This window comes from Curtobacterium sp. 9128, assembly GCF_007673775.1.
Taxonomy (GTDB): Bacteria; Actinomycetota; Actinomycetes; order Actinomycetales; family Microbacteriaceae; genus Curtobacterium.
The window spans coordinates 224890-243522 of sequence record NZ_VEAF01000003.1 but is presented as its reverse complement, the minus strand read 5'-3'; the positions used below and the strand labels follow the sequence as shown (position 1 = coordinate 243522).

19 protein-coding genes are annotated in these 18633 nt (G+C 72.5%); 4 read left to right on the top strand and 15 right to left on the bottom strand.

Translation table 11 applies throughout. The features are described from left to right. Window positions 1-20: 20 nt before the first annotated feature. From FS641_RS07410 to FS641_RS07380, 8 genes are all read right to left on the bottom strand, one after another. On the bottom strand, window positions 21-698 hold the full coding sequence (locus tag FS641_RS07410) for a TrmH family RNA methyltransferase (RefSeq protein WP_144762175.1): 678 nt from the start codon (window positions 696-698) through the stop codon (window positions 21-23). A gap of 106 nt (window positions 699-804) precedes the next feature. Beyond that, window positions 805-1473 (bottom strand): hypothetical protein, encoded by a 669-nt coding sequence (locus FS641_RS07405; RefSeq protein WP_144762172.1) that lies wholly within the window; start codon window positions 1471-1473, stop codon window positions 805-807. Window positions 1474-1540: 67 nt separating this feature from the next. Further along, window positions 1541-2974 carry a hypothetical protein gene (locus tag FS641_RS07400; protein WP_144762169.1) on the bottom strand — a complete coding sequence of 478 codons (1434 nt, stop codon included), beginning with the start codon at window positions 2972-2974 and terminating at the stop codon, window positions 1541-1543. Beyond that, entirely contained in the window at window positions 2971-3717 is a 747-nt protein-coding gene (locus FS641_RS07395; protein WP_186317629.1) for an ABC transporter ATP-binding protein, read from the bottom strand. The genes FS641_RS07400 and FS641_RS07395 overlap by 4 nt, the downstream gene beginning before the upstream one ends. 17 nt (window positions 3718-3734) lie before the next feature. Then, window positions 3735-4241, bottom strand: coding sequence for a hypothetical protein (locus FS641_RS07390; protein WP_144762163.1), 507 nt, complete (start codon window positions 4239-4241; stop codon window positions 3735-3737). Then, the gene (locus FS641_RS07385) at window positions 4238-4561 is read right to left on the bottom strand and encodes a hypothetical protein (protein ID WP_144762160.1); all 324 of its coding nucleotides are present in this window, start codon (window positions 4559-4561) and stop codon (window positions 4238-4240) included. Before FS641_RS07385 ends, FS641_RS07390 begins: the two co-directional genes overlap by 4 nt. After that, the gene (locus FS641_RS18010) at window positions 4546-4686 is read right to left on the bottom strand and encodes a hypothetical protein (protein ID WP_186317628.1); all 141 of its coding nucleotides are present in this window, start codon (window positions 4684-4686) and stop codon (window positions 4546-4548) included. The genes FS641_RS07385 and FS641_RS18010 overlap by 16 nt, the downstream gene beginning before the upstream one ends. Before the next feature lie 196 nt (window positions 4687-4882). Further along, a complete protein-coding gene (locus FS641_RS07380) occupies window positions 4883-5545 on the bottom strand; it encodes a TetR/AcrR family transcriptional regulator C-terminal domain-containing protein (protein WP_144762157.1) in 663 nt (220 codons plus the stop codon). A 70-nt stretch (window positions 5546-5615) separates the two neighbouring features. On the opposite strand from FS641_RS07380, the gene FS641_RS07375 reads away from it, so the two are divergent. Then, window positions 5616-6413 carry an HAD-IIA family hydrolase gene (locus FS641_RS07375; RefSeq protein ID WP_144762154.1) on the top strand — a complete coding sequence of 266 codons (798 nt, stop codon included), beginning with the start codon at window positions 5616-5618 and terminating at the stop codon, window positions 6411-6413. Between the two features lie 2 nt (window positions 6414-6415). Next, a complete protein-coding gene (locus FS641_RS07370; RefSeq protein ID WP_144762151.1) occupies window positions 6416-7204 on the top strand; it encodes a trans-aconitate 2-methyltransferase in 789 nt (262 codons plus the stop codon). Between the two features lie 132 nt (window positions 7205-7336). On the opposite strand, the gene FS641_RS07365 is transcribed toward FS641_RS07370, so the two are convergent. From FS641_RS07365 to FS641_RS07355, 3 genes are all read right to left on the bottom strand, one after another. Beyond that, on the bottom strand, window positions 7337-8212 hold the full coding sequence (locus FS641_RS07365; RefSeq protein WP_144762148.1) for a L,D-transpeptidase: 876 nt from the start codon (window positions 8210-8212) through the stop codon (window positions 7337-7339). Between the two features lie 188 nt (window positions 8213-8400). After that, entirely contained in the window at window positions 8401-10161 is a 1761-nt protein-coding gene (locus tag FS641_RS07360; protein WP_222122061.1) for a phosphatase PAP2 family protein, read from the bottom strand. 135 nt (window positions 10162-10296) lie between these two features. Further along, window positions 10297-11178 carry a CPBP family intramembrane glutamic endopeptidase gene (locus tag FS641_RS07355; protein ID WP_186317627.1) on the bottom strand — a complete coding sequence of 294 codons (882 nt, stop codon included), beginning with the start codon at window positions 11176-11178 and terminating at the stop codon, window positions 10297-10299. Window positions 11179-11199: 21 nt separating this feature from the next. Here FS641_RS07355 and FS641_RS07350 point away from each other — a divergent pair, with 21 nt between their 5' ends. After that, window positions 11200-11889 (top strand): metal-dependent transcriptional regulator, encoded by a 690-nt coding sequence (locus tag FS641_RS07350; protein ID WP_144762140.1) that lies wholly within the window; start codon window positions 11200-11202, stop codon window positions 11887-11889. A 196-nt stretch (window positions 11890-12085) separates the two neighbouring features. Here FS641_RS07350 and FS641_RS07345 read toward each other — a convergent pair whose 3' ends face one another. Further along, a complete protein-coding gene (locus FS641_RS07345; protein WP_260855728.1) occupies window positions 12086-13420 on the bottom strand; it encodes a sodium:proton exchanger in 1335 nt (444 codons plus the stop codon). Window positions 13421-13813: 393 nt separating this feature from the next. Next, complete coding sequence (locus tag FS641_RS07340; RefSeq protein ID WP_144762137.1) at window positions 13814-14458, bottom strand: HEAT repeat domain-containing protein; 645 nt, start codon at window positions 14456-14458, stop codon at window positions 13814-13816. A 91-nt stretch (window positions 14459-14549) separates the two neighbouring features. On the opposite strand from FS641_RS07340, the gene FS641_RS07335 reads away from it, so the two are divergent. Then, window positions 14550-15497 carry an aldo/keto reductase gene (locus tag FS641_RS07335; RefSeq protein WP_144762134.1) on the top strand — a complete coding sequence of 316 codons (948 nt, stop codon included), beginning with the start codon at window positions 14550-14552 and terminating at the stop codon, window positions 15495-15497. Between the two features lie 161 nt (window positions 15498-15658). Here the strand turns inward: FS641_RS07335 and FS641_RS07330 are convergent, their stop codons facing one another. Together FS641_RS07330 and pyrE are read right to left on the bottom strand one after the other, a co-directional pair. Further along, a complete protein-coding gene (locus FS641_RS07330; protein ID WP_144762131.1) occupies window positions 15659-18067 on the bottom strand; it encodes a septum formation family protein in 2409 nt (802 codons plus the stop codon). Further along, on the bottom strand, window positions 18064-18615 hold the full coding sequence (gene pyrE / locus FS641_RS07325; protein ID WP_144762128.1) for an orotate phosphoribosyltransferase: 552 nt from the start codon (window positions 18613-18615) through the stop codon (window positions 18064-18066). Before pyrE ends, FS641_RS07330 begins: the two co-directional genes overlap by 4 nt. Window positions 18616-18633: the final 18 nt, after the last annotated feature.

Sequence of the window (18633 nt, the reverse complement as noted above, 5' to 3'; positions counted from 1 at the left end):
ACCGTCTGCGCGTTCGAGGGTCAGCGCGGCGGCGTCGCGTGCTGCACGATCCAGGTGTGCATGACGATCGCGGCGGCGGCCGACGCGTTGATGCTCCGTGTCGACCCGTACTGCGCGATCTCGAGGTGCCCGTCCGCGCCGGCGACGGCCTCGTCGGTCAGCCCCGGCCCCTCCTGCCCGAAGAGGAACACGCACCGCTCCGGGAGCGCCGTCGACTCGAGCATCGTCGCACCAGGGGTGTTGTCGATAGCGATGACGGGACGCCCCTCGGCGTGCATCGCCGCGAGGAACGACGTCACGTCGGGGTGGTTCCGCACGTGCTGGTACCGGTCGGTGACCATCGCCCCGCGGCGGTTCCAGCGTCGGCGTCCGATGATGTGCACGGTGCCGGCGAGGAACGCGTTCGCCGAGCGGACGATCGACCCGATGTTGAGGTCGTGCTGCCAGTTCTCGATCGCCACGTCGAACCCGTGGCGGCGGGTGTCCAGGTCGGCGACGATGGCCGCCATCGACCAGTACCGGTAGGCGTCGACGACGTTGCGGGTGTCGCCGTGTTCGAGCAGCTCCGGGTCGAGCCGGGGGTCGTCCGGCCAGGGTCGTGGGTGCGGGCCGACCCCGTGCGTGGTGCGCTCGTGCGACGGCTCGGGGTGCTGGCCGTCCTCGGTGCGCTCCTGCGACGGTTCGGGCTGGTCGGTCACCGCTCCAGCGTAGGTGCGTCGGAGTCGTGGACCGCGCGACGGGCCTGCGTCGGTCGGGCTCGCGGGGCCGGGCTCCACGGGCTCCAGAGCCCGGGCGGTCCGTTGGTCAGCCGAACGGTGTCGTGGTCGTCATGTCGGCATGACCGAGCACCACCACCGCGACCACGACGGGTACCAGCATCAGGACTGCACGGATCCACCGACCACGCAGGACCGACACGAGCAGCCCGAGCACACCGAACCAGGCGACACCGAGCAGCACGATGACCGCGGTCATCTGCGCGGCACCGAACGCGGCACCGTGCCCGAGGAACGCCTGCACGAGCGTGATCCCGATCCCGATCGCCACGGCCGGCCCCACCAGCAGCGTTGCCGTGATGGCCGCCGCCTGCACGAGCCCCTGGGCGGCCGACTCCGAGCGACCCCGTCGTCGCCTGGCCCGGGACGGAAGTGCCTCGGCGACCTCGGCCGGCAGCACGCCGGGCAGCACCAGGTAGGCGCGGAGCGCTTCCTCGGACGCCGACGATGCCGCTCGCCGCCGCAGGATCCGGCGTTCCCGATCGTCCAGGGACGCGGGGTCGGCGGCTCCCCAGCGCGCGGATTGGTCGATGTGTCCGGCCGCTCGGTAGGTCGTGACGAGCGCACGGCGGTAGGCCGGTTCTCCGGGCTCACGCCGCGCCATCGCACGGAGGGACTCCCACGCGGCACGACGGTCTCCACGTTCGAACACGGCGAGCGCGCGTGCGACGCGTTCCTCGGCTGTCGGTGTCCCCACGGAGCACGACCGTAGCGCACTGCCCCCGCGCCGCTCGGGTGCGATGCTGGCCGCGTTCGATGCTCGATCAATCCGCGTAGAGGCGACGACGGACCCTCGCGCACGATCCCAAGAACGCGGCAAGGGCCACCACGACGAAGAATGCTGAGCCGAGTCCTGGCCGCAGACCGTCGAGCTCCGACCCGGCCCAGACCGCGACCGTCTCACCCAGCACGGCGAGCACGGACGTCACCGCGACCGACGCGGGTACCTCGGCGTCTGCGGGCGCGAGGACCCCGGCCTCGTAGGCGATGCACGCCACGGCGAGGAACACGACCGCGTGCGGAAGGACCAGCGCGAGTCGTGGCACAGCTCCGATGAGGCCGAACATCAGCGCGCCGAGCACCAGAGCCCACAGCAGACCCACGGCGGACTGCGCGGCGACGATCCGAGCAGCAGACACCCGGTGGAAGCGGTACAGCCACTGCCACTTCGCCGTTCGGCCCCAGGAGAGCTCGAGCGGTGCCGCGGCCAGCATCGCCACGATCGACAGCGCCACTGACACGGGCACTGTGCCGCTCCGGGCCGCCCATCCGAGCAGCACGACCGCCACGATCGCGACGGCGAGCGACACCTGACCGATGGGATGTCGCACGGTCATGACGACCTCGCGGGCGAACCACGAGCAGCGCCGCGGCAACCATCGCACGGTGAGGATCCTCTGCGGGTGAGCAAGTGGTTCCGAACGCTGCAACGAGCGGACCAGGAGCACCGCTGCCAGCAGGACCGCACCGCAGCACAGGGTCGCTGCGAAGGCCGCAACGGACGCGTCGACCCCGCGCATCCCTGTGAGTACCGCGGTCCAGGTTGCGGCAGCGGGCGTCCTCGCCGCACGCGCCGCCGCGATGGAGTCGAGCACGGACACGGCGACCATGGCCACAGCGCTCAGGACTGCGATGAGCTGGAGCGCGGACGGGTTCAGGCGCGCAGCTGCCCCGACCCACCGGACGACCTCGGCGACGAGGACGATGCCGAGTGCCGTCGCGACGTCGACGGCGATGAACGTCGGAGCAGCGAGCAACCCATCGGGGACCAGCGTCGCGAGGTAGACGGACGGGCCGATGGTGAGGCTCCCCGACGACACAGCGACGAGCACCACGAACGGCACGGACTCGCCGACGCGCGCTGCCCACCGGCCTGCTGACAGGACCTGAGCGGAGATCCGGACTGCGGACTGCCCTGGCGCCAGGACCATGACGAGGACGGCGACGCCTCCGGCGCTCGAGACCTGCGCGGCAGCGAGCGTCGCCACCAGTTGCCCCGTGTCGAGCAGTGACGCGCCGATGGTGTCCGCCGGCAGGAACCGCGTCAGGAACGAGAAGACCGTGACGTTGTACGCGACGAGTGCGATCACCGCCGTCGTCGCGACGACGAGCGCGATCGACCGGCCACCGACCGTGCGCTCGAGATGTCGGACGAGGACACGGCCGGTCACGGCAGCGACGGCGAGCGTCGGCCTCACCGCCGCGTCCGCTCCGCTCGAGCAAGTGCATCGATGAACGACGCGCTCGAGCGTGCCACTGAGTCGCCGATCCCGGTCGCATCGAGGAACGCGTCCTCGATCGACCGCCCTTCCTCGTTCATCCGGGCCACGTCGTCGTCGAGGATCAGGCGCCCTTCCTGGAGGACCAGGATCCGGGTTGCGATCGACTGCGCCGACGACAGATCGTGGGTCGAGAGCAGCACCGCGCCGCCCTGCGCGGCGAAGTCGTGGATGACCGCGCGGAGCAGCGCGGCCGACTCGGGATCCAGCCCACGCAGCGGCTCGTCGAGGACCAAGACGCTCGGGACACGCAGGAGCGCTGCCAGGAGTTGCAGCTTCCGCTTCATCCCGTGGCTGAACGTCGCGATGAGCCGGTCAGCCGCGTCGTCCAGCCGCAGACACTCGAGCAGCCGCTCGCGGTGGTGGCTGCCGACTCTCGATCCGTGGAGCGTCTCAGCGAAGTCGAGGTACTCGTGCCCGGTCAGGAGTTCGGGCATGGGGAGGTCGTCGGGACAGAACCCGAGGCCAGTGTGTCCACCCGCCCCGATGCGGACGCCGTTCGCGATCACCTGCCCCGCGGTGGGCTCGACGAGCCCGGTGACCACGTGGATGAGCGTGCTCTTGCCCGCGCCGTTCGGTCCGGCCAAGGCTGCCACTTCACCGGCCGGGATCGTCATGGTCACGTCGTGCAGGACCGCGGAGTGCCCGTAGGACTTGCTCACTGCGCACACGTCGAGCATCAGTACCTCGCTCGGATCGCTCGACGCACCTGGACGCCGTCGGGAGCGGTGCGGCGCAGGCTGCGGAGGTGGACCCAGGAGAGCGCCGCCACTGGGCCGGAGAGGACGAACGGGACGGGAAGTGCGAGCACGACCACACCGCAGCCGAGTGCTGCGAGTGGTCCGGCGATCGCCACGGCTCCGTCACCGTGGACGTCGAGACCCCAGCGGAGCACCGCTCCCGACGACCATGTGCCGCGCCCGGCCACGACCTGTCGAGCCGCATCGGCGAGCACGACCTGCACCGTCACGTGTCCGAGTTCGTGCACGAACGGCGACAGGGACACGAGCACCAACGCCAGGATCATCGGCACGAGCACGTCCGCCCCCGACACCGCGACCCCGATGATGCAGATGACGCTGCCGGGGAGAGCGACAACGGCCGAGACCGCGATGACCAACCGCCAGGACGCCTGATGGGCGGCGGACAGCGCCGCCCACCAGACGTCAGGTCGCGACGGGGTCACGCAGCGTCGACCGATGCCGGGTGCCGGGCGGCACGGCCCCGGAACAGCCAGACGACGACGGCACCGACGCAGGCGAGGCCGAGCGGGAGCAGCAAGACCCCGGGACCACCCACTGCGGTGACGGTTCCTCCCGCATCGGACGCATGCACGACGGGCCCGACGTCCACCGCCCCTGCTCCGTCGAGGACCGATGCGAAGGCCCACAACCAGAGCGCACCGTCGAGGACCATGCCAGCGAGCAGCCCCAACAGACCGCCGAGCAGCACGGAGAACGCCGTGCGGTGCGGAGACGCGGCCGTGCCGCTCAGAGCTTGTGGCATGACACCTTCACCGTCCACTCGGAGAGACTGACGACGGAGTCGAGGACACCACCGTTCGCCGCACAGAGCGCGACCGCTCCGATGACGATCGTCGCGCCGAGTGCGAGCAGAACGACGACTGCCACGACCAGGATGATGGGGACGACACCGTTCGAACGAACGGCGGGGTGCGCATCGCGCCGAGCGTGCAGCAACTGCAGTTGAGCGGCGCGAACTGACGGTGATGTGATGGTCATCGGTGACCCCCTTCTGTTCTGGTGTCTGGAATACTGGAACTCCAGAACCGAAGTGTCAAGGACCTCTCCTGCACGGAAGCAGGCACTACCGCCCGCGGGCCTCGATCCCCGCCAGCAGCACGTCGAGCCCGAGCTCGAACCGAGCGTCGTACGAGTGCGTCCCGAGCACCTGGCCGACGAGCTGCTGCCGCTCCGGACGCCCGGCGTCGGACTCCCCGCGCCCGACCTGCACGCTGGCGTGCCCGACCACGAAGTCGTAGACCACGAAGAACGCGTACACGGCATCGGTGTCGGACAGTCCGGCGGCCCTGAGCGCCCCGACGACCTTCGCCACGACGGCGTCGGACTCGCTCGACACGAGCGGCGCGCGCCGGCTGTGCGACTCGAGCACGAGCGGATGCGTGCGGAGGAGGTCGCGGAAGGTGCAGGCGAACACCCGCACGACCTCGCGCCAGTCGGCGGGCCAGACGAAGGTGGCGGTGAACTCGTCGACCGTGCGGCGGACCAGTTCGGCGTGCAGGTCGTCGAGCCCGCCGATCGTCCGGTGCACGGTCATCGGAGCGACACCGAGCCGCACTCCGAGCGCACGGAAGGACAGACGGTCCAGGCCCTCCTCGTTGGCGATCGCGGTGGCCGCGTCGATCACCTGCTCCCGACTGAGCACGTTCGGACGTCCACGGCGTCGACGCGGTCGGGCCTCGTCGCTCGGTCGCGGGGTCTCGGTCGGGGATCCGGGTTCGGCGAGCACGGCCTCTGCCTCCTTCTTCTGGTACGTGTACCGAAAATGCTACGACACCGGCGAGCAGTAGTCTGAGCCCATGGCATCCCGCGACGAGGTCGAGTGCTGGCTCACCGACATGGACGGCGTACTCGTCCACGAGAACCAGGCACTCCCGGGCGCACCCGAGCTGATCCAGCAGTGGCTCGACGAGGGCACGGAGTTCCTCGTGCTGACGAACAACTCGATCTTCACGCCGCGTGACCTGAGTGCGCGACTGCGCTGGTCCGGCATCGAGGTGCCCGAGGACCGCATCTGGACGAGCGCCCTGGCGACCGCCGACTTCTGCCGCTCGCAGATGCCCGGCGGCTCCGCGTTCGTCATCGGCGAGGCGGGTATGACCACCGCGCTGCACGAGGCCGGCTTCATCATGACCGAGACCGCCCCCGACTACGTCGTCGTCGGGGAGACCCGCAACTACTCGTTCGAGGCGATCACGAAGGCCGTCCGCCTGATCCGCGACGGCGCCCGCTTCATCGTCACGAACCCGGACGCGACCGGCCCGAGCGCCGAGGGCGTCCTTCCGGCGACCGGGGCGATCGCCGCGATGATCGAGAAGGCCACGGGGAAGCACCCCTACGTGGTCGGCAAGCCGAACCCGATGATGTTCCGCTCCGCGATGAACCGGATCGGCGCGCACTCCGAGAACACCGGCATGATCGGCGACCGCATGGACACCGACGTGCAGGCCGGCATCGAGGCAGGTCTGCACACCGTGCTGGTCATGACGGGCATCAGCGACCAGGCCGAGATCGACCGCTACCCGTTCCGCCCCAGCGAGGTGATCTCCGGCGTCCACGAGCTCGTGCGCACGGAGCCCATCGAAGTGGAGATGTGACCATGCGCTGGGACCCGACCCGGTACGCCGCGTTCCGCGACGAGCGGTCGCGTCCCTTCCACGACCTGGTCGCCCAGGTCGGCCTGGAGGCTCCCCGTCGCGTCGTCGACCTCGGCTGCGGTCCCGGGGCCCTCACCGCCACCCTCGCCGAACGCTGGCCGTCGGCGCACGTGATCGGGGTGGACTCCTCGGCGGAGATGTTGGCGGAGGCGGCACCCTCGGCCGAGCGCCTCCCGAACCTGTCGTTCGAACAGGGCGCGATCGAGGACTGGACACCGACCGCCGAGGACGACGTCGTCGTGACGAACGCCGCGCTCCAGTGGGTCCCGTCGCACGTCGAGCTGCTCCCCGGGTGGCTCGCCGCGATGCCGTCGGGTTCCTGGTTCGCGATGCAGGTCCCGGGGAACTTCGACTCCCCCTCGCACGCCCTGATGCGTGCCGTCGCTGCCGAGGGCCCGTGGGCGGCCGCGCTCGACGGGGTCCTCCGCGCGGACCCGGTGCTCGACCCGGCCGCGTACCTCGACCTGTTCGAGGACGCCGGGTTCGCGACGACCGCGTGGGAGACGACGTACATGCAGCTGCTCCCCGGCGAGGACCCGGTGCTCGCCTGGGTCCGCGGCACCGGGCTGCGGCCGGCCCTGGCGGCGCTCGACCAGGCCGACCCCACGGGGGCGACGACCGCCGCGTTCGAGGCCGCGTACGCCGAGCGCCTGCGTCAGGCGTACCCGGCTTCTCGACACGGGACCGTCTACCCCTTCCGGAGGGTGTTCGCCGTCGCCCACCGGCGCTGACACCCCCGTCACCTCGACGTCGCACCCCGCCACGGACATCGCGCCCCGGGTCGACGGGGCGCGATGTCCGTGCAGGGGTGCGAACCGGGGAGGGAGCACTCCGGCGAACCGCGCGACGCGCGTGCGGCGGGGTCACTCCACGGTGACGAGGGTGCCGAGCGGCAGGGCGTCGATCGCCGCCACGGCCTGGGCGTCGAGGCGGACGCAGCCGTGCGACACCGCACCCGAGGTGTCGGCGTTCCAGTGCACGCCGATGAGGCCGCCGTCGTGGCCGCCGTACGGCTCGTCCGCCGCGGCGGAGTGCAGCGAGGTCAGCTGGATCGGGTGCGTCCCGGTGCCCTGCGTCGGGTCCACGTAGCGCTGCTCGAGGTAGCCGGTGACCCCGGTCGGCGTCGGGGTGTCCGCCGTGCCGACGCCGGCGGCGAAGGACTGCTGCACGGTGCCGGACGCGGTGACGATCGACACGCGCTGGTCCTTCGTCGAGATGACCACGCGGGAGGTCGGTGTCGCGGTCTCCTCGAGCGCGGCGACCGGCACCCACGCCGACGTCTGCGCCGCGGCACCCGATGCGCCCGCGGCGGAGGGGAGCTGCTGCCGTGCCGGGGTCAGCACGAGCTCCCAGGCTCCCTCACGGCGGAGCCCGACCACCGTGCTCGGCTGCTGGAGGAAGTCCTGCGCGGCGAACCGGGCGACGGGCGTCGTCCGGTCGGCACCGAAGAGCGGGGCGTCGGAGCGGAGGTGAAACACGGTGTCGTGTGTGACGGTCTCGGCGAACGGCATCAGGCCGGGGACGACGGCGGAGTACTGCGCCTCGGGGAGCGCGGCGAGGGCCTGGGCGCTGACGGACGGCACCGCGGGGGCGGTCGCCGTGGCGCTCGGCGTCGGCGGTGCCGCCGCGGTGTGCGGCGTTCCGGAGGCGCTCCCGAGCAGCGGGACGGCGATCGCGCCGGCGGCGGCGACGGCCACGGCGGCGATGCCGACGGAGGTCCAGAGAGTGCGCTTCTGCACGGGGTCTTCCTCAACGGTGGGGCGGACGGAGGGTGTGCCGAGTCGGACGTGGGGTCCGTGGCGGGGCGAGCCGAGCCGGACGTGGGGTCCGTGGCGGCGGCGAGCCGAGCCTCCAGTCCGGGTGGCCGGAACCGGGACGGGTGTGGCCGGCCGACGCACGGGGCGTCGGCCGGCCGCGGTGGGGTGACTCAGCCGCTGACGACGGGCAGGTGGATGCCGGTCGGGGCAGTGGTCGTACCCGGGGTGGTGCCGGTCCCGGTGACGGGTGCCGCGGTCACGGTGATCGCGAGCGGGTCGACGAGCGCCGACGCACCGGTCGCGTCGACCAGGTCGACGGTGTGCGCACCGGCCGTGGTGCCGGCGGGGACCGTGACGCTGCCGGTGGCGGCGCCGGTCGCGTCGGCGGTGAGCGTGCCGACGACCGTCGGGTCGCTGTGGAGCACGACCTGGTACGTCGCTCCGGCGGTCAGGCCGGTGGCGGCGAGGGCCAGCTGCGACCCGGCCCGCACGGTGGTGCCGTTCGGGGCGGTGAGCACGCCGGACACGACCTTCGCGGTCCCGCCCGTCGCGACGACCTTCACCGAGCCGTCGGCTGCGACGTGGACCGTCGCGCTGGTGGCCGCGGCGAGGTCGAGGCGCTCCCACGAGCCGTTCGCGGTGCCGGACTGGTCGAGCGGGTCACCGGAGGCGATCTCGGTCTGGGCCAGCACGGCGGTGCGCTGCGCGTCGGTCAGGGTCGGGAACGTGCTGAGCAGCAGGTTCTCGGCGCCGGTCGGGACGCTCGGGGCGAGGCCGGTCGCGCCGGTCTTCGCGAAGCCGTAGTCCATGCGCTCGCGGTAGACCTCCACGGCCGAGGCGCGGTCGGTGACGACCTGCGCGGTCCCGCCGGGCATGGCCTTCCCGCCGTACGGGTCGTTCTGGTACGGCTTCTCGGCTGCGATGCAGTTCGCCAGGGTGTTGCCGCACTGCGCCTCGAGGTACTTCGTCAGCTCGGCGCGGGCCGGCTCGAGGACCTGGGTGCGGAACTGCGTGTCCGACCAGCGGGCGGCCAGGGCTGCCTCGCCGTCCATGCGACCACCCATGATGTCGAGCGGGTAGTGCACGCCGAGGACGATGCGGTCGTTGCCGTTCTCGGACGCGCGGGCGAGGATCTCCGGCGCGAGCTCGGGGACGAGCGTGGCGAGGGTGATGCCGGCCTGGTACGCCGTCGTGGTGTGGCCGCTCGGGTACGAGCCGCCCTGGCAGATGCCCTTGGTGCCGTAGCCCGCGTCGAGCACGACGTCGCTCGGCGAGAACTCGTGCGTGGTGTCGGTCTGGACCGGCACGCGCGTGATCGTCAGGTTGCCCTTCGCGTCCGCCCACGCCTTGCCCGTGCGGTTGCCCGCGAGCGAGGAGGCGTTCACGGTCGCCGGGTTGCACGACGCCTGGTCGTCGCCGGCGGGCAGCGTCGCCGCCGGGTCCGTCGGCAGGTACGGACGCGGGTAGCTGAAGTGCGTCTTCGCGGCGCCGGTGCTGACGTACGCGCCGGTCGTGCCCGTGTTGCTGTTGATGAGCGCCTCGGTCAGCGGCAGGGCACCGCTCTGTCGACCCTGCAGGTAGATCTTCTCGAGGGCGTCGCCGAGGCCCTGACCGACCGTCGAGGACTGGTCGTAGCCGGTCGGGTCGTTCTTGTACTCGGAGTCCTGGAGCGCCGTGAACTGCTGCGCCTTCGTGGCGTTCTGGTTGATCCAGCTGGTCAGCTCGTCGTTCTGGGCGAGCGTGGCACCGCTGACGACCGTGCCGTGCAGGTCGTTGCTGCCGCTGGACTTCCAGAAGGAGTCGTAGCCGCTCAGCAGGGAGATGAGGTCGGGCTTGGCGTCGTCGCTGGGGTACCCCGCGGCGTTCGCCGTGAGGGGGTTGCCGATGACCAGGGACGTCGCGATCGCTGCGACCGTCACCCCCGTGGCCATGGCGCGTGCGGATGTGCGCATGCGTGGTTGCCGCCCCGGGCGGGGCGGCGCTCCTTCCTGTGGACCGGCCGGCGTTCCGGCTGGGATCGCAGCGACGGTAAGGAGGCCCGGTGTCGGTCAGGAGAACGGTTGCCGTCAGCTGCGTGAACCGGCCGGAGTGTCTGTGGGGACTCGCAGGTCGGCTGCGGTCCCGGCGACCTCGTTGCGCGGCACGTCGCGCCACCGCCGGCGCAGGCGTCGGGGGCGGTCGTCGCGCCACGCCACCACACCGCCGGCCACCACGCCGAGCGCGAGCACCGCGAACGCGAACAGTCCGATGGTCCCGACCACGACGACGTCGTCGAAGCCCTGGCGGGAGGTTGCCGACACCGCGATCGAGCCGAAGTCCCACAGCGCGTGGAGCAGCACGGGGGCGAGCAGGTTCCCGGTCAGGCGTCGAGCGAGGTACAGCGTCGACCCGAAGGACGCCGCGAACACGACCTGGATCAGCGTCGGCCCGACCCCGGCGCCCGCGAGGACGTTGAGCAGGTGCAGCAGCCCGAACAGCACGCAGGAGCCGATCCACACGCCGAACTCCGGCAGCCGGCGGCGGAGCCCCACGAGCAGGACGCCGCGGGTCAGGAGCTCCTCGAAGACGCCGACGAAGAGCACGCCGATGGCGAGCAGCGGGAAGTAGTGCCAGGGCAGCGCACCCCAGTCGACCAGGGGCAGCCGCACGAGGCAGACGACCAGGATCAGCGCGGGGGCGATCCACGTCCAGCGGGGGCGGCCGCGCTCCGTGTCGACCGTCGCGATCCGCCACCAGCCGAGCGCCGTGACGAGGACGGCGAGCGCCAGCGCCGCGATGCCCTCGGGGACGAGCAGCGAGCGGACGACACTGTCGACCGTGGTGCCGAGCGTCGGGTAGTCGTCGCTCGGGCGGGAACGCCAGGCGCTGACGCCGGCGAACGCCACGAGGGGCGCGAGGCCGATCAGCAGGGACGGCGGGACGGGCCAGCGGCGTCGGTTCGTCGGCATGCCTGTTTGTACCATTGACACATGCGCCTCCCTTCGCTCTCGACCATGGCGGAGGACTACGTCAAACTCGTGTGGAAGGCCCAGGAGCGTGGGGACGACGGCCTCGCGACCCGGGACATCGCCGCCGCGCTGAAGGTCTCGGCCTCGACGGTGTCCGGCAACCTCCGGAAGCTCGACCGTGACGGCCTCATCGAGCACACCCCGTACTACGGCGTCGTGCTCACCCCGCTCGGTCGCCAGGTCGCCGTGGCGATGGTCCGCCGGCACCGGCTCATCGAGTCGTTCCTGGTGTCGCGGCTCGGCTACACGTGGGACGAGGTGCACACCGAGGCCGAGGCGCTCGAGCACGCCGTGTCGGAGACGTTCCTCGACCGGGTGGACGCCGACCTCGGGCATCCCACGCACGACCCGCACGGCGACCCGATCCCCCGCGCCGACGGCTCGCTGCCGGACTCCCCCGGAGCGCTCCTCGGGACGATCGAGCCGGGAGCGTGCGGCACCGTCGACCGGGTCTCGGACGACGACCCCTCGCTGCTGCGGTACTTCGACGAGCTCGGTGTCGGGCTCGGGACCCACCTGCGTGTGGAGCAGGTGCGGGACTACGCGGGGGTGATCGCCGTCGCTCGGCGTTCGGCCGACGGCACGGAGTCGCTCGTCGACCTGCCCGCTGCCGCCGCCGGCGCGATCTGGCTCGCTCCCGACGGCGACTGACGCTCGGGAGCGCTGCCCGCGGTGCCGCCGGGCCCCGCGCTGCCGCGCCGCCGTGGCCCCGCGCTGCCTGGTCCCGCGCCTGGTCCCGCGCTGCCTGGTCCCGCGCTGCCTGGTCGCCTCTCGAGGTTCCACAACTCGCCGCTCAGGTCCGCGGAGGTTCCACGACTCGCGCTGCAGCCCCGCCGAGATGCCTTAACTACGGAACCTCGACGGGACGCTCGACGGGACCCACGACCGAACGCTCGACCGGAACCTCGGACGACGCCCGGCGGAACGGGGCCGCGAGCGTCGGGAGGATGTCCCGCCGGTTGATCCAGAACACCACGAGGGCCGCGACGAGGTGCACGACGCTCAACACCCACCGCCCGCTCGTGTCCGTCACGAGGAACTGCACCGCGAACAGCGCCGCGAGCGCGATCGCCGACCAGCGGTGGAAGCGCAGCGCGATGATGATCGCCACCCCGAGCAGGGTCTGCGACGCGGTCAGCATGAACTCCTCGACCTGCCGGGAGTCGAGCGGCAGCCCGCCCGTGGTGCCCCCACCGAGCACGTGCGCGATCGGCAGCGACCCGACGAGCAGCGACCACTGGTTGACCTTCGACGCGATGAGCGTACCGATCGCCGCGCCGCCCATGCCCCGGAGCGCGAACAGCGCCGCGACGATGAACTCCGGCGCCTCGGTCGCGAGCGGCGCGAGCCACTGCACGAGGAAGTAGCTGTCGATCCCGAGGGCCCTCCCGGACTCGACGAGGGCGTCCGCGAAGGGCTCCGCCGACGACAGGATGACGGCCGCCGCGACGACGAACAGCGCCACGATCGTCCACCGGCGTGCACGCTGCGGCATCGACGCGATGTTGCCCGCCATGCCGACGAGCTCCTCGTCGTCGTCGTCCGGGTCGTCGGACACCTTCGACGCCCGCCAGAGGTACGCGACGAACGCGGCGAGCAGCACGAACCCGAACCACATCGGGATGGAACCCATCAGCGGGATGAGGAACGCGACGAGCGCCAGCAGCGCCAGGAAGCCGATGTCCAGACGCGACGACCGCTCGAGCTGGAGCACCTTCGTCGCGACGGGCGGCATCGACCCGGCGCGGACGAACCGCCGCGCGACGAGCAACGAGATGACCACGACGAGAGGCCAGCCGAACCCGAGCAGCAGCCGGTTCGAGCCGGTCATGTTCGCCGCCGCGAACTGCTCGTACGACGGGTCGTGGCCGGACCGGAACGCGTAGTACAGGTCGACGGCGTACTCGGGCAGCACGGCGATGAGCGCGAGGATCGCGATGGCGAGCGCGCCGGAGATGTCCTTCTGTGCGGCCTCGGCGGCCCAGGCGAGCAGGAACGACGCCGCGACGACCGCGGCACCGAAGACGAGCAGGTCGACGACGGGGCTCGGTGCGAGGCCACCGATGCGGAAGACCACGGCGGGGAGGGCGATCGCGATGCAGATCGCGATGCGTCCCCAGGCACTGGCGCTCATCCGCGCTGCCGGCGGAGCTGCCGGTGCGGGGGTCAGGGTGTTCGTCATGGTGTCCTCGTGGTCGAGCCATGACGCGGCTCGGGAGCGCTTCGGCCATGGCGGAACGGCCGAAGGTCTCGCTCGCCCGGACCGGCGTGGGACCGGTCGGGGTGGCGCACCGGGCCGATCGTCCTGATGGCCAGTGTGTCGATGCGCGCGCTGGGAGCTACTCCCCTTCGACACCCACTGTGGCGCGCTCCGATCCGCACGCGCAAGCCGATCCGCCCTGTTCGGCGACCCGAATCCGAGGACTGGTGCGTCCGCCCCGGAACCGCGCGGCACCGGACTGGAGGCTCGGGTCGGCCCCGCCACGGGCCTCCCGTCCGCACCGTGCGCACCGCAGCGACGTCTGCGCACGCGCCCGCCTGCGCATCTGTCGTCCGGCTGCGCCGGACGGTCGCGTCAGCCCTTGGCGGAGCGGGTGCGGCCGAGCGCGACCTCGCGTCGGGCGCGCTCGCGCGCCAGCGCCGACCCGGCGTCCGGGTCGTGCAGCAGCCGCTCCGTGTCGGCGGCGTGCTCGCGGACGGCCTCGGTGCGGTGCGTGGCGGCCGCGGCGAGCACCGGCGCGATCGTCTCGGCACCCAGCCCGACGAGCGCGCGGCTCAGGGCAAGGCGGGTCTCGCGGTCCCCGTGGCCGAGCTGCACGGCGAGCGTGCGGGCGAGGTCGGGACGGTCCTCCGCCGGCGCGAGCACCACGGCTGCGCGCCAGGCCGTCCGGACGACGCCGGGGTCGATGTCGGTGAGCCGCTCGGCGACCTGCGGGTACACGGCGGAGTCGTGCAGCTTCGACAGGGTGTGTAGTGCTTGGCTGCGTGCCTGCGGCTCCGGCCGGTCGAGCTCCCGGAGCAGTCGCGGCACGACGACCTCGGCCGGGAGGCGGATGAGCGCCCACGTGAGCATCTCCCGCACCTGCAGGTCCGGCTCGACAGCGCACTGCTCGACGAGGAGCTCGAGCTCGTCCGGCGACGGCTCGGTACCGGCGGCCATCACGGCACGCAGCCGCACCATCGGTCGGGGATCGGCGAGGTACGAGGCGAGCGTCGGCATGTCCCCTCCACCACAGTCGAGCATGACGACGTTGTCAAGCGCACCGGCCTAGCGTGGACAGGTCGGATCGTTCCACCACGAAAGGACCCCCATGCCCCGCATCGGATCAAGCGACCTCACCGTTTTCCCCCTCGCCCTCGGCGGCAACGTCTTCGGCTGGACGGCCGACGAGGCCACCTCGCACCAGGTGCTCGACGCCTACACCGGTGCCGGCGGCGACTTCATCGACACCGCCGACGTCTACTCGGCCTGGGCGCCGGGCAACTCCGGCGGCGAGTCCGAGACCGTCATCGGCTCGTGGTTGGCGAAGTCCGGCAAGCGCGACGACGTGGTGATCGCCACGAAGGGCTCGCAGCACCCGGCGTTCCAGGGCCTCGGCGCCGAGACCGTCGCGAAGGCCGCACGTGCCAGCCTGCAGCGCCTCGGCACGGATCGCATCGACCTCTACTACGCGCACTTCGACGACCAGGACACCCCACTCGAGGAGACCGTCCGCGCGTTCGACCAGCTCGTGCGCGACGGCATCGTCCGGTACACGGCGATCTCGAACTACTCGAAGGACCGCGCCGCGGAGTGGATCCGCATCGCGAAGGAGAACGACCTGGCGCTGCCCGTCGCGATCCAGCCGCACTTCAACCTCGTGACGCGGCAGCCCTACGAGACGGACATCGCACCGCTCGCGGCGTCGGAGCACCTCGGCGTCGTGCCGTACTTCGCCCTGGCCGCCGGGTTCCTGACGGGGAAGTACCGGACGAAGGAGGACTTCGCCGGGAAGGACCGCGAGGGCCAGGTGAGCGGGTACTTCTCGGACGCCGGACTCGCCGTCGTCGACGCGCTGTCGGAGATCGCCGCCGCGCACGACGCCGAGATCGCCACGGTCGCGCTCGCGTGGCTGCAGGCCCAGCCGGACGTCGTGGCGCCGATCGCGTCGGCACGGAACACCGAGCAGCTGCCGGCACTCGTCGCGTCGGCGGAGCTCGAGCTCACGGACGACGAGCTGGTGACGCTCGACGAGGTGTCGTCGAAGGTCCACGCGTAGGGGTCGGGCCCTCCACCCCTTGAGGGTCGACTCGGAACGACGGGGTCGTTGTCGTACGACAGCGACCCCGTCGTTCTGCGTCGACTCTGCGCGAACGGAGCGGCGCGCGGACGAGGCTCCGCGCGGGTGGGGCGGCGCGGGTGGGGCGGCGCGCGGGTGCGCTACGCCGTCGGGGCGAGCGAACCCGTCAGCGCGCCGCCGCCGGAGCGGGTGACGAAGCACGACCAGAAGCGGTCGCCCTGGTCCCACGAGGCCTGGTCGGGCGGGTACACGCCCTGCACCTGGACGTCGCCGTACTTCGCGGCGCCGGTCAGGTCGAGTCCGGCGGCGGACTGGCACTGGGTCGCCGCCTGGGTCTGCACGGCCTCCGCGCCGGGGAACGTGTCGCCCTCGATCGTGCCGCGTGCGGTGAGCTGTGCGGTGTGCTCGGTGCCGCAGTCCACGACGGTGAACTCCTGCGCCCAGGCACTGTCGAACGGCGTCAGGCACTCCCCGCCCGCGAGCTCGTACCAGGGGTGCTGCCCCGGTGCCGCGGGTGACGAGGCGAACGTGATCGTCGGCGCTGCCGCGGCCGTGACGGGCGCCGAGGGTCCGGCCGACGGCTCGGTGCTGACCTGCGCCGATGCCGCAGCGGGCGACTTCGTCGGCGGGACGGTCTTCTCCTCGATGTTGTTGCCGATGATCCACCGTGTCAGCAGGAAGACGGCGACGAGCATCACGACGATGATCGCGATCGCGCCGCCGAACAGCAGCTGCTTGCCACGGGTGCCCTGACCACGCAGGCGCGCGAAGCCGTCGTTGATCAGGCCGCCCCGGTCGGAGGTGCTTCCGACGGGTCCTCCGGCCGCGGACGGAGCCCGTCCCGCCGCGGGGGTGTGCGCCGGCATCGCCGACGCGGGCATCATCCGTGTGCCGGTGTCGTTCGGGTCGTAGCCGCTCGAGCCGAGCTGGTCGACGGCCTGGGTGCCGAAGAGGTCCTTGATGACGCTCGTGTCGCTCGTCTCGCGACCGTGCCACTCGGACTGGTCGAGGTCCTCCGGAGCCGAGCGCGGGAGGACCGGCGCGGCATCGGTCGCCGGCGCCGGCGTCCACTCGTCGTGGTCGTCGTGGCCGCCGAGCAGCGCCTCGAAGTCCGGGCCGACCGCCGGCGGCAGGTGCTCCGGGGAACCGTGCTCGGCCGGCGCTGCCGGCTCGACGAGGGGCGGCACCGCCGGCGGGACCGTCGACTCGGGCTCGGCCCACCACGGGGTCGGTGCCGGAGTCGCCGCCGAGGTCGCTGCCGCTGCGACCGGGGCGTCGAACGCGGTGGTCGGGGCGTCCACGTCCCGCGGCGCCGGCGTCTCGTCGACCACCGGAGCGTCGGTGCGGCCGGCGTCGCCGTGCCCGGCGGTGTCGTCAGCCGGGTCGTCCATCGTGTCGCCGGGGAACACCTCGCCGGTCCTGGCGGCCTCGTCGGCCAGGGACCAGCTCGCGCCGTCGGCGGCGTCGACCGTCTCCGGGACCGGCAGCGCGGTCGTCGGGGCATCGGCCGTGGTGTCGGCCGTCGTGTCCGCGATGCTCGCCACGGGCAGCTCGTCGGACACCACGTCGGCCTCGTCGTCGTCCGCGATGTGCCACGCCCCGGCGCCGAGCGCGGTGGTGTCGAACGAGTCGCTGGTCAGCGTCGTCGGGACCTCGCCGGTCTCGTCGTCGTGCACCGCCCAGTCGAACGGACGCGCCGGCGCCGGACGGCCCTGGAGGTCGCCGCCCTGGACACGGAGCAGGTCCGTGAAGCTCGGGGGTTCGGTGCTCGACGGGAGCACGCCCTCGACACCGACCGGCTGCGAGGGAGCGGCGTCGTTCCTGGTCGGCGTGGACCCGGTGGCGCGGCCGAGCCAGTCGACGTCGTCGCGCCCCTCGCCGCGCGGGTCGAGGCGGCGACGCTCGTCCTCGATCGCCCGGGTCTCGGCGGCACGCTGGTCGCGGTGCGCCTGCGCCGTGGGCAGCTGGATCGAGCTCGGGTGCGGCGCGGTGGAGTTCGGCGGGACGGCCGATGCCGGTGGGATGCGGGACCCGAGCAGCGAGCGGTCGGGGTCGGACGTGGGCGGCGCCGGACGGGACGGCGCAGCGAGCTCCTCGGGCATCGAGATCGCCTGCGTGGCACCGTCGTCCTGCGGGGTCGGCCGTGCGGGCGGCGGTGCGGGCATCGACGCAGGCGGCGTCGTCGCGTCAGGGCGGGACGATTGCGCGTCCGGGCGGGACGATTGCGCGTCCGGGCGGGGCGACGCTGCGTCCGCCACCGGCGACTCCGCGTCCGGCGCCGGCGGCACCGGGGCCTGCTCGTCGGGGACGAACGGCTCCGGCAGCGGTGCGCCGGTCTCGGCGGCGGCGCGTTCGGCCTCCCGCCGCTCGCGGCGGGAGGGCCACTCGTCGGGCTTCCTCGGAGCACCGAAGATGTCGGCGGCACTGCGGAGCCCCGGGAACCGAGCGTCCGGGGCGGACGCGGGACGAGCCTCCAGTCCGTCGCTCCCGCTGTCGGGACCGCCGGTCTGGTCGGGCTCGTGCGCGCCGTCCGGACGCTCCTCGGTCACGCGGACAACCCCAGGTCGGCCAGGCCGATCGCGGCGAAGTACGGGTACCCGGCGGCCTCGATCTTCTCCTTCGCGCCGGTGTCGCGGTCGACGACCACGGCGACGGCCGCGACGATCGCGCCCTCGCGCTCGAGCGCCTCCGCTGCCTTGAGCGGCGATCCACCGGTGGTGGAGGTGTCCTCGAGGACGACGACGCGCTTGCCGCGGAGGTCGGGGCCCTCCACCTGCTTGCCGCGGCCGTGGTCCTTCGGCTCCTTGCGGACGACGAAGGCGTCGTACGTGCCGCCACGCGCCGCGGCCTGGTGCAGGACCGCACTCGCGATCGGGTCGGCGCCCATGGTCAGGCCGCCGACCGCGGAGACGTCGGGGACCTGGGCGATGAGGTCGGTCATGACCTGCCCGATGAGCGGGGCGACGCGGTGGTCCAGGCTGACCTTGCGGAGGTCGATGTAGTACGTCGCCTTCTTGCCGCTGGTCAGCGTGAAGTCGCCGTGGAACACGGCCTCGGCCGTGATGTGGTCGATCAACTGCTCGCGCGCGTCCGTCACAGCGCTCAAGGGTAGCCG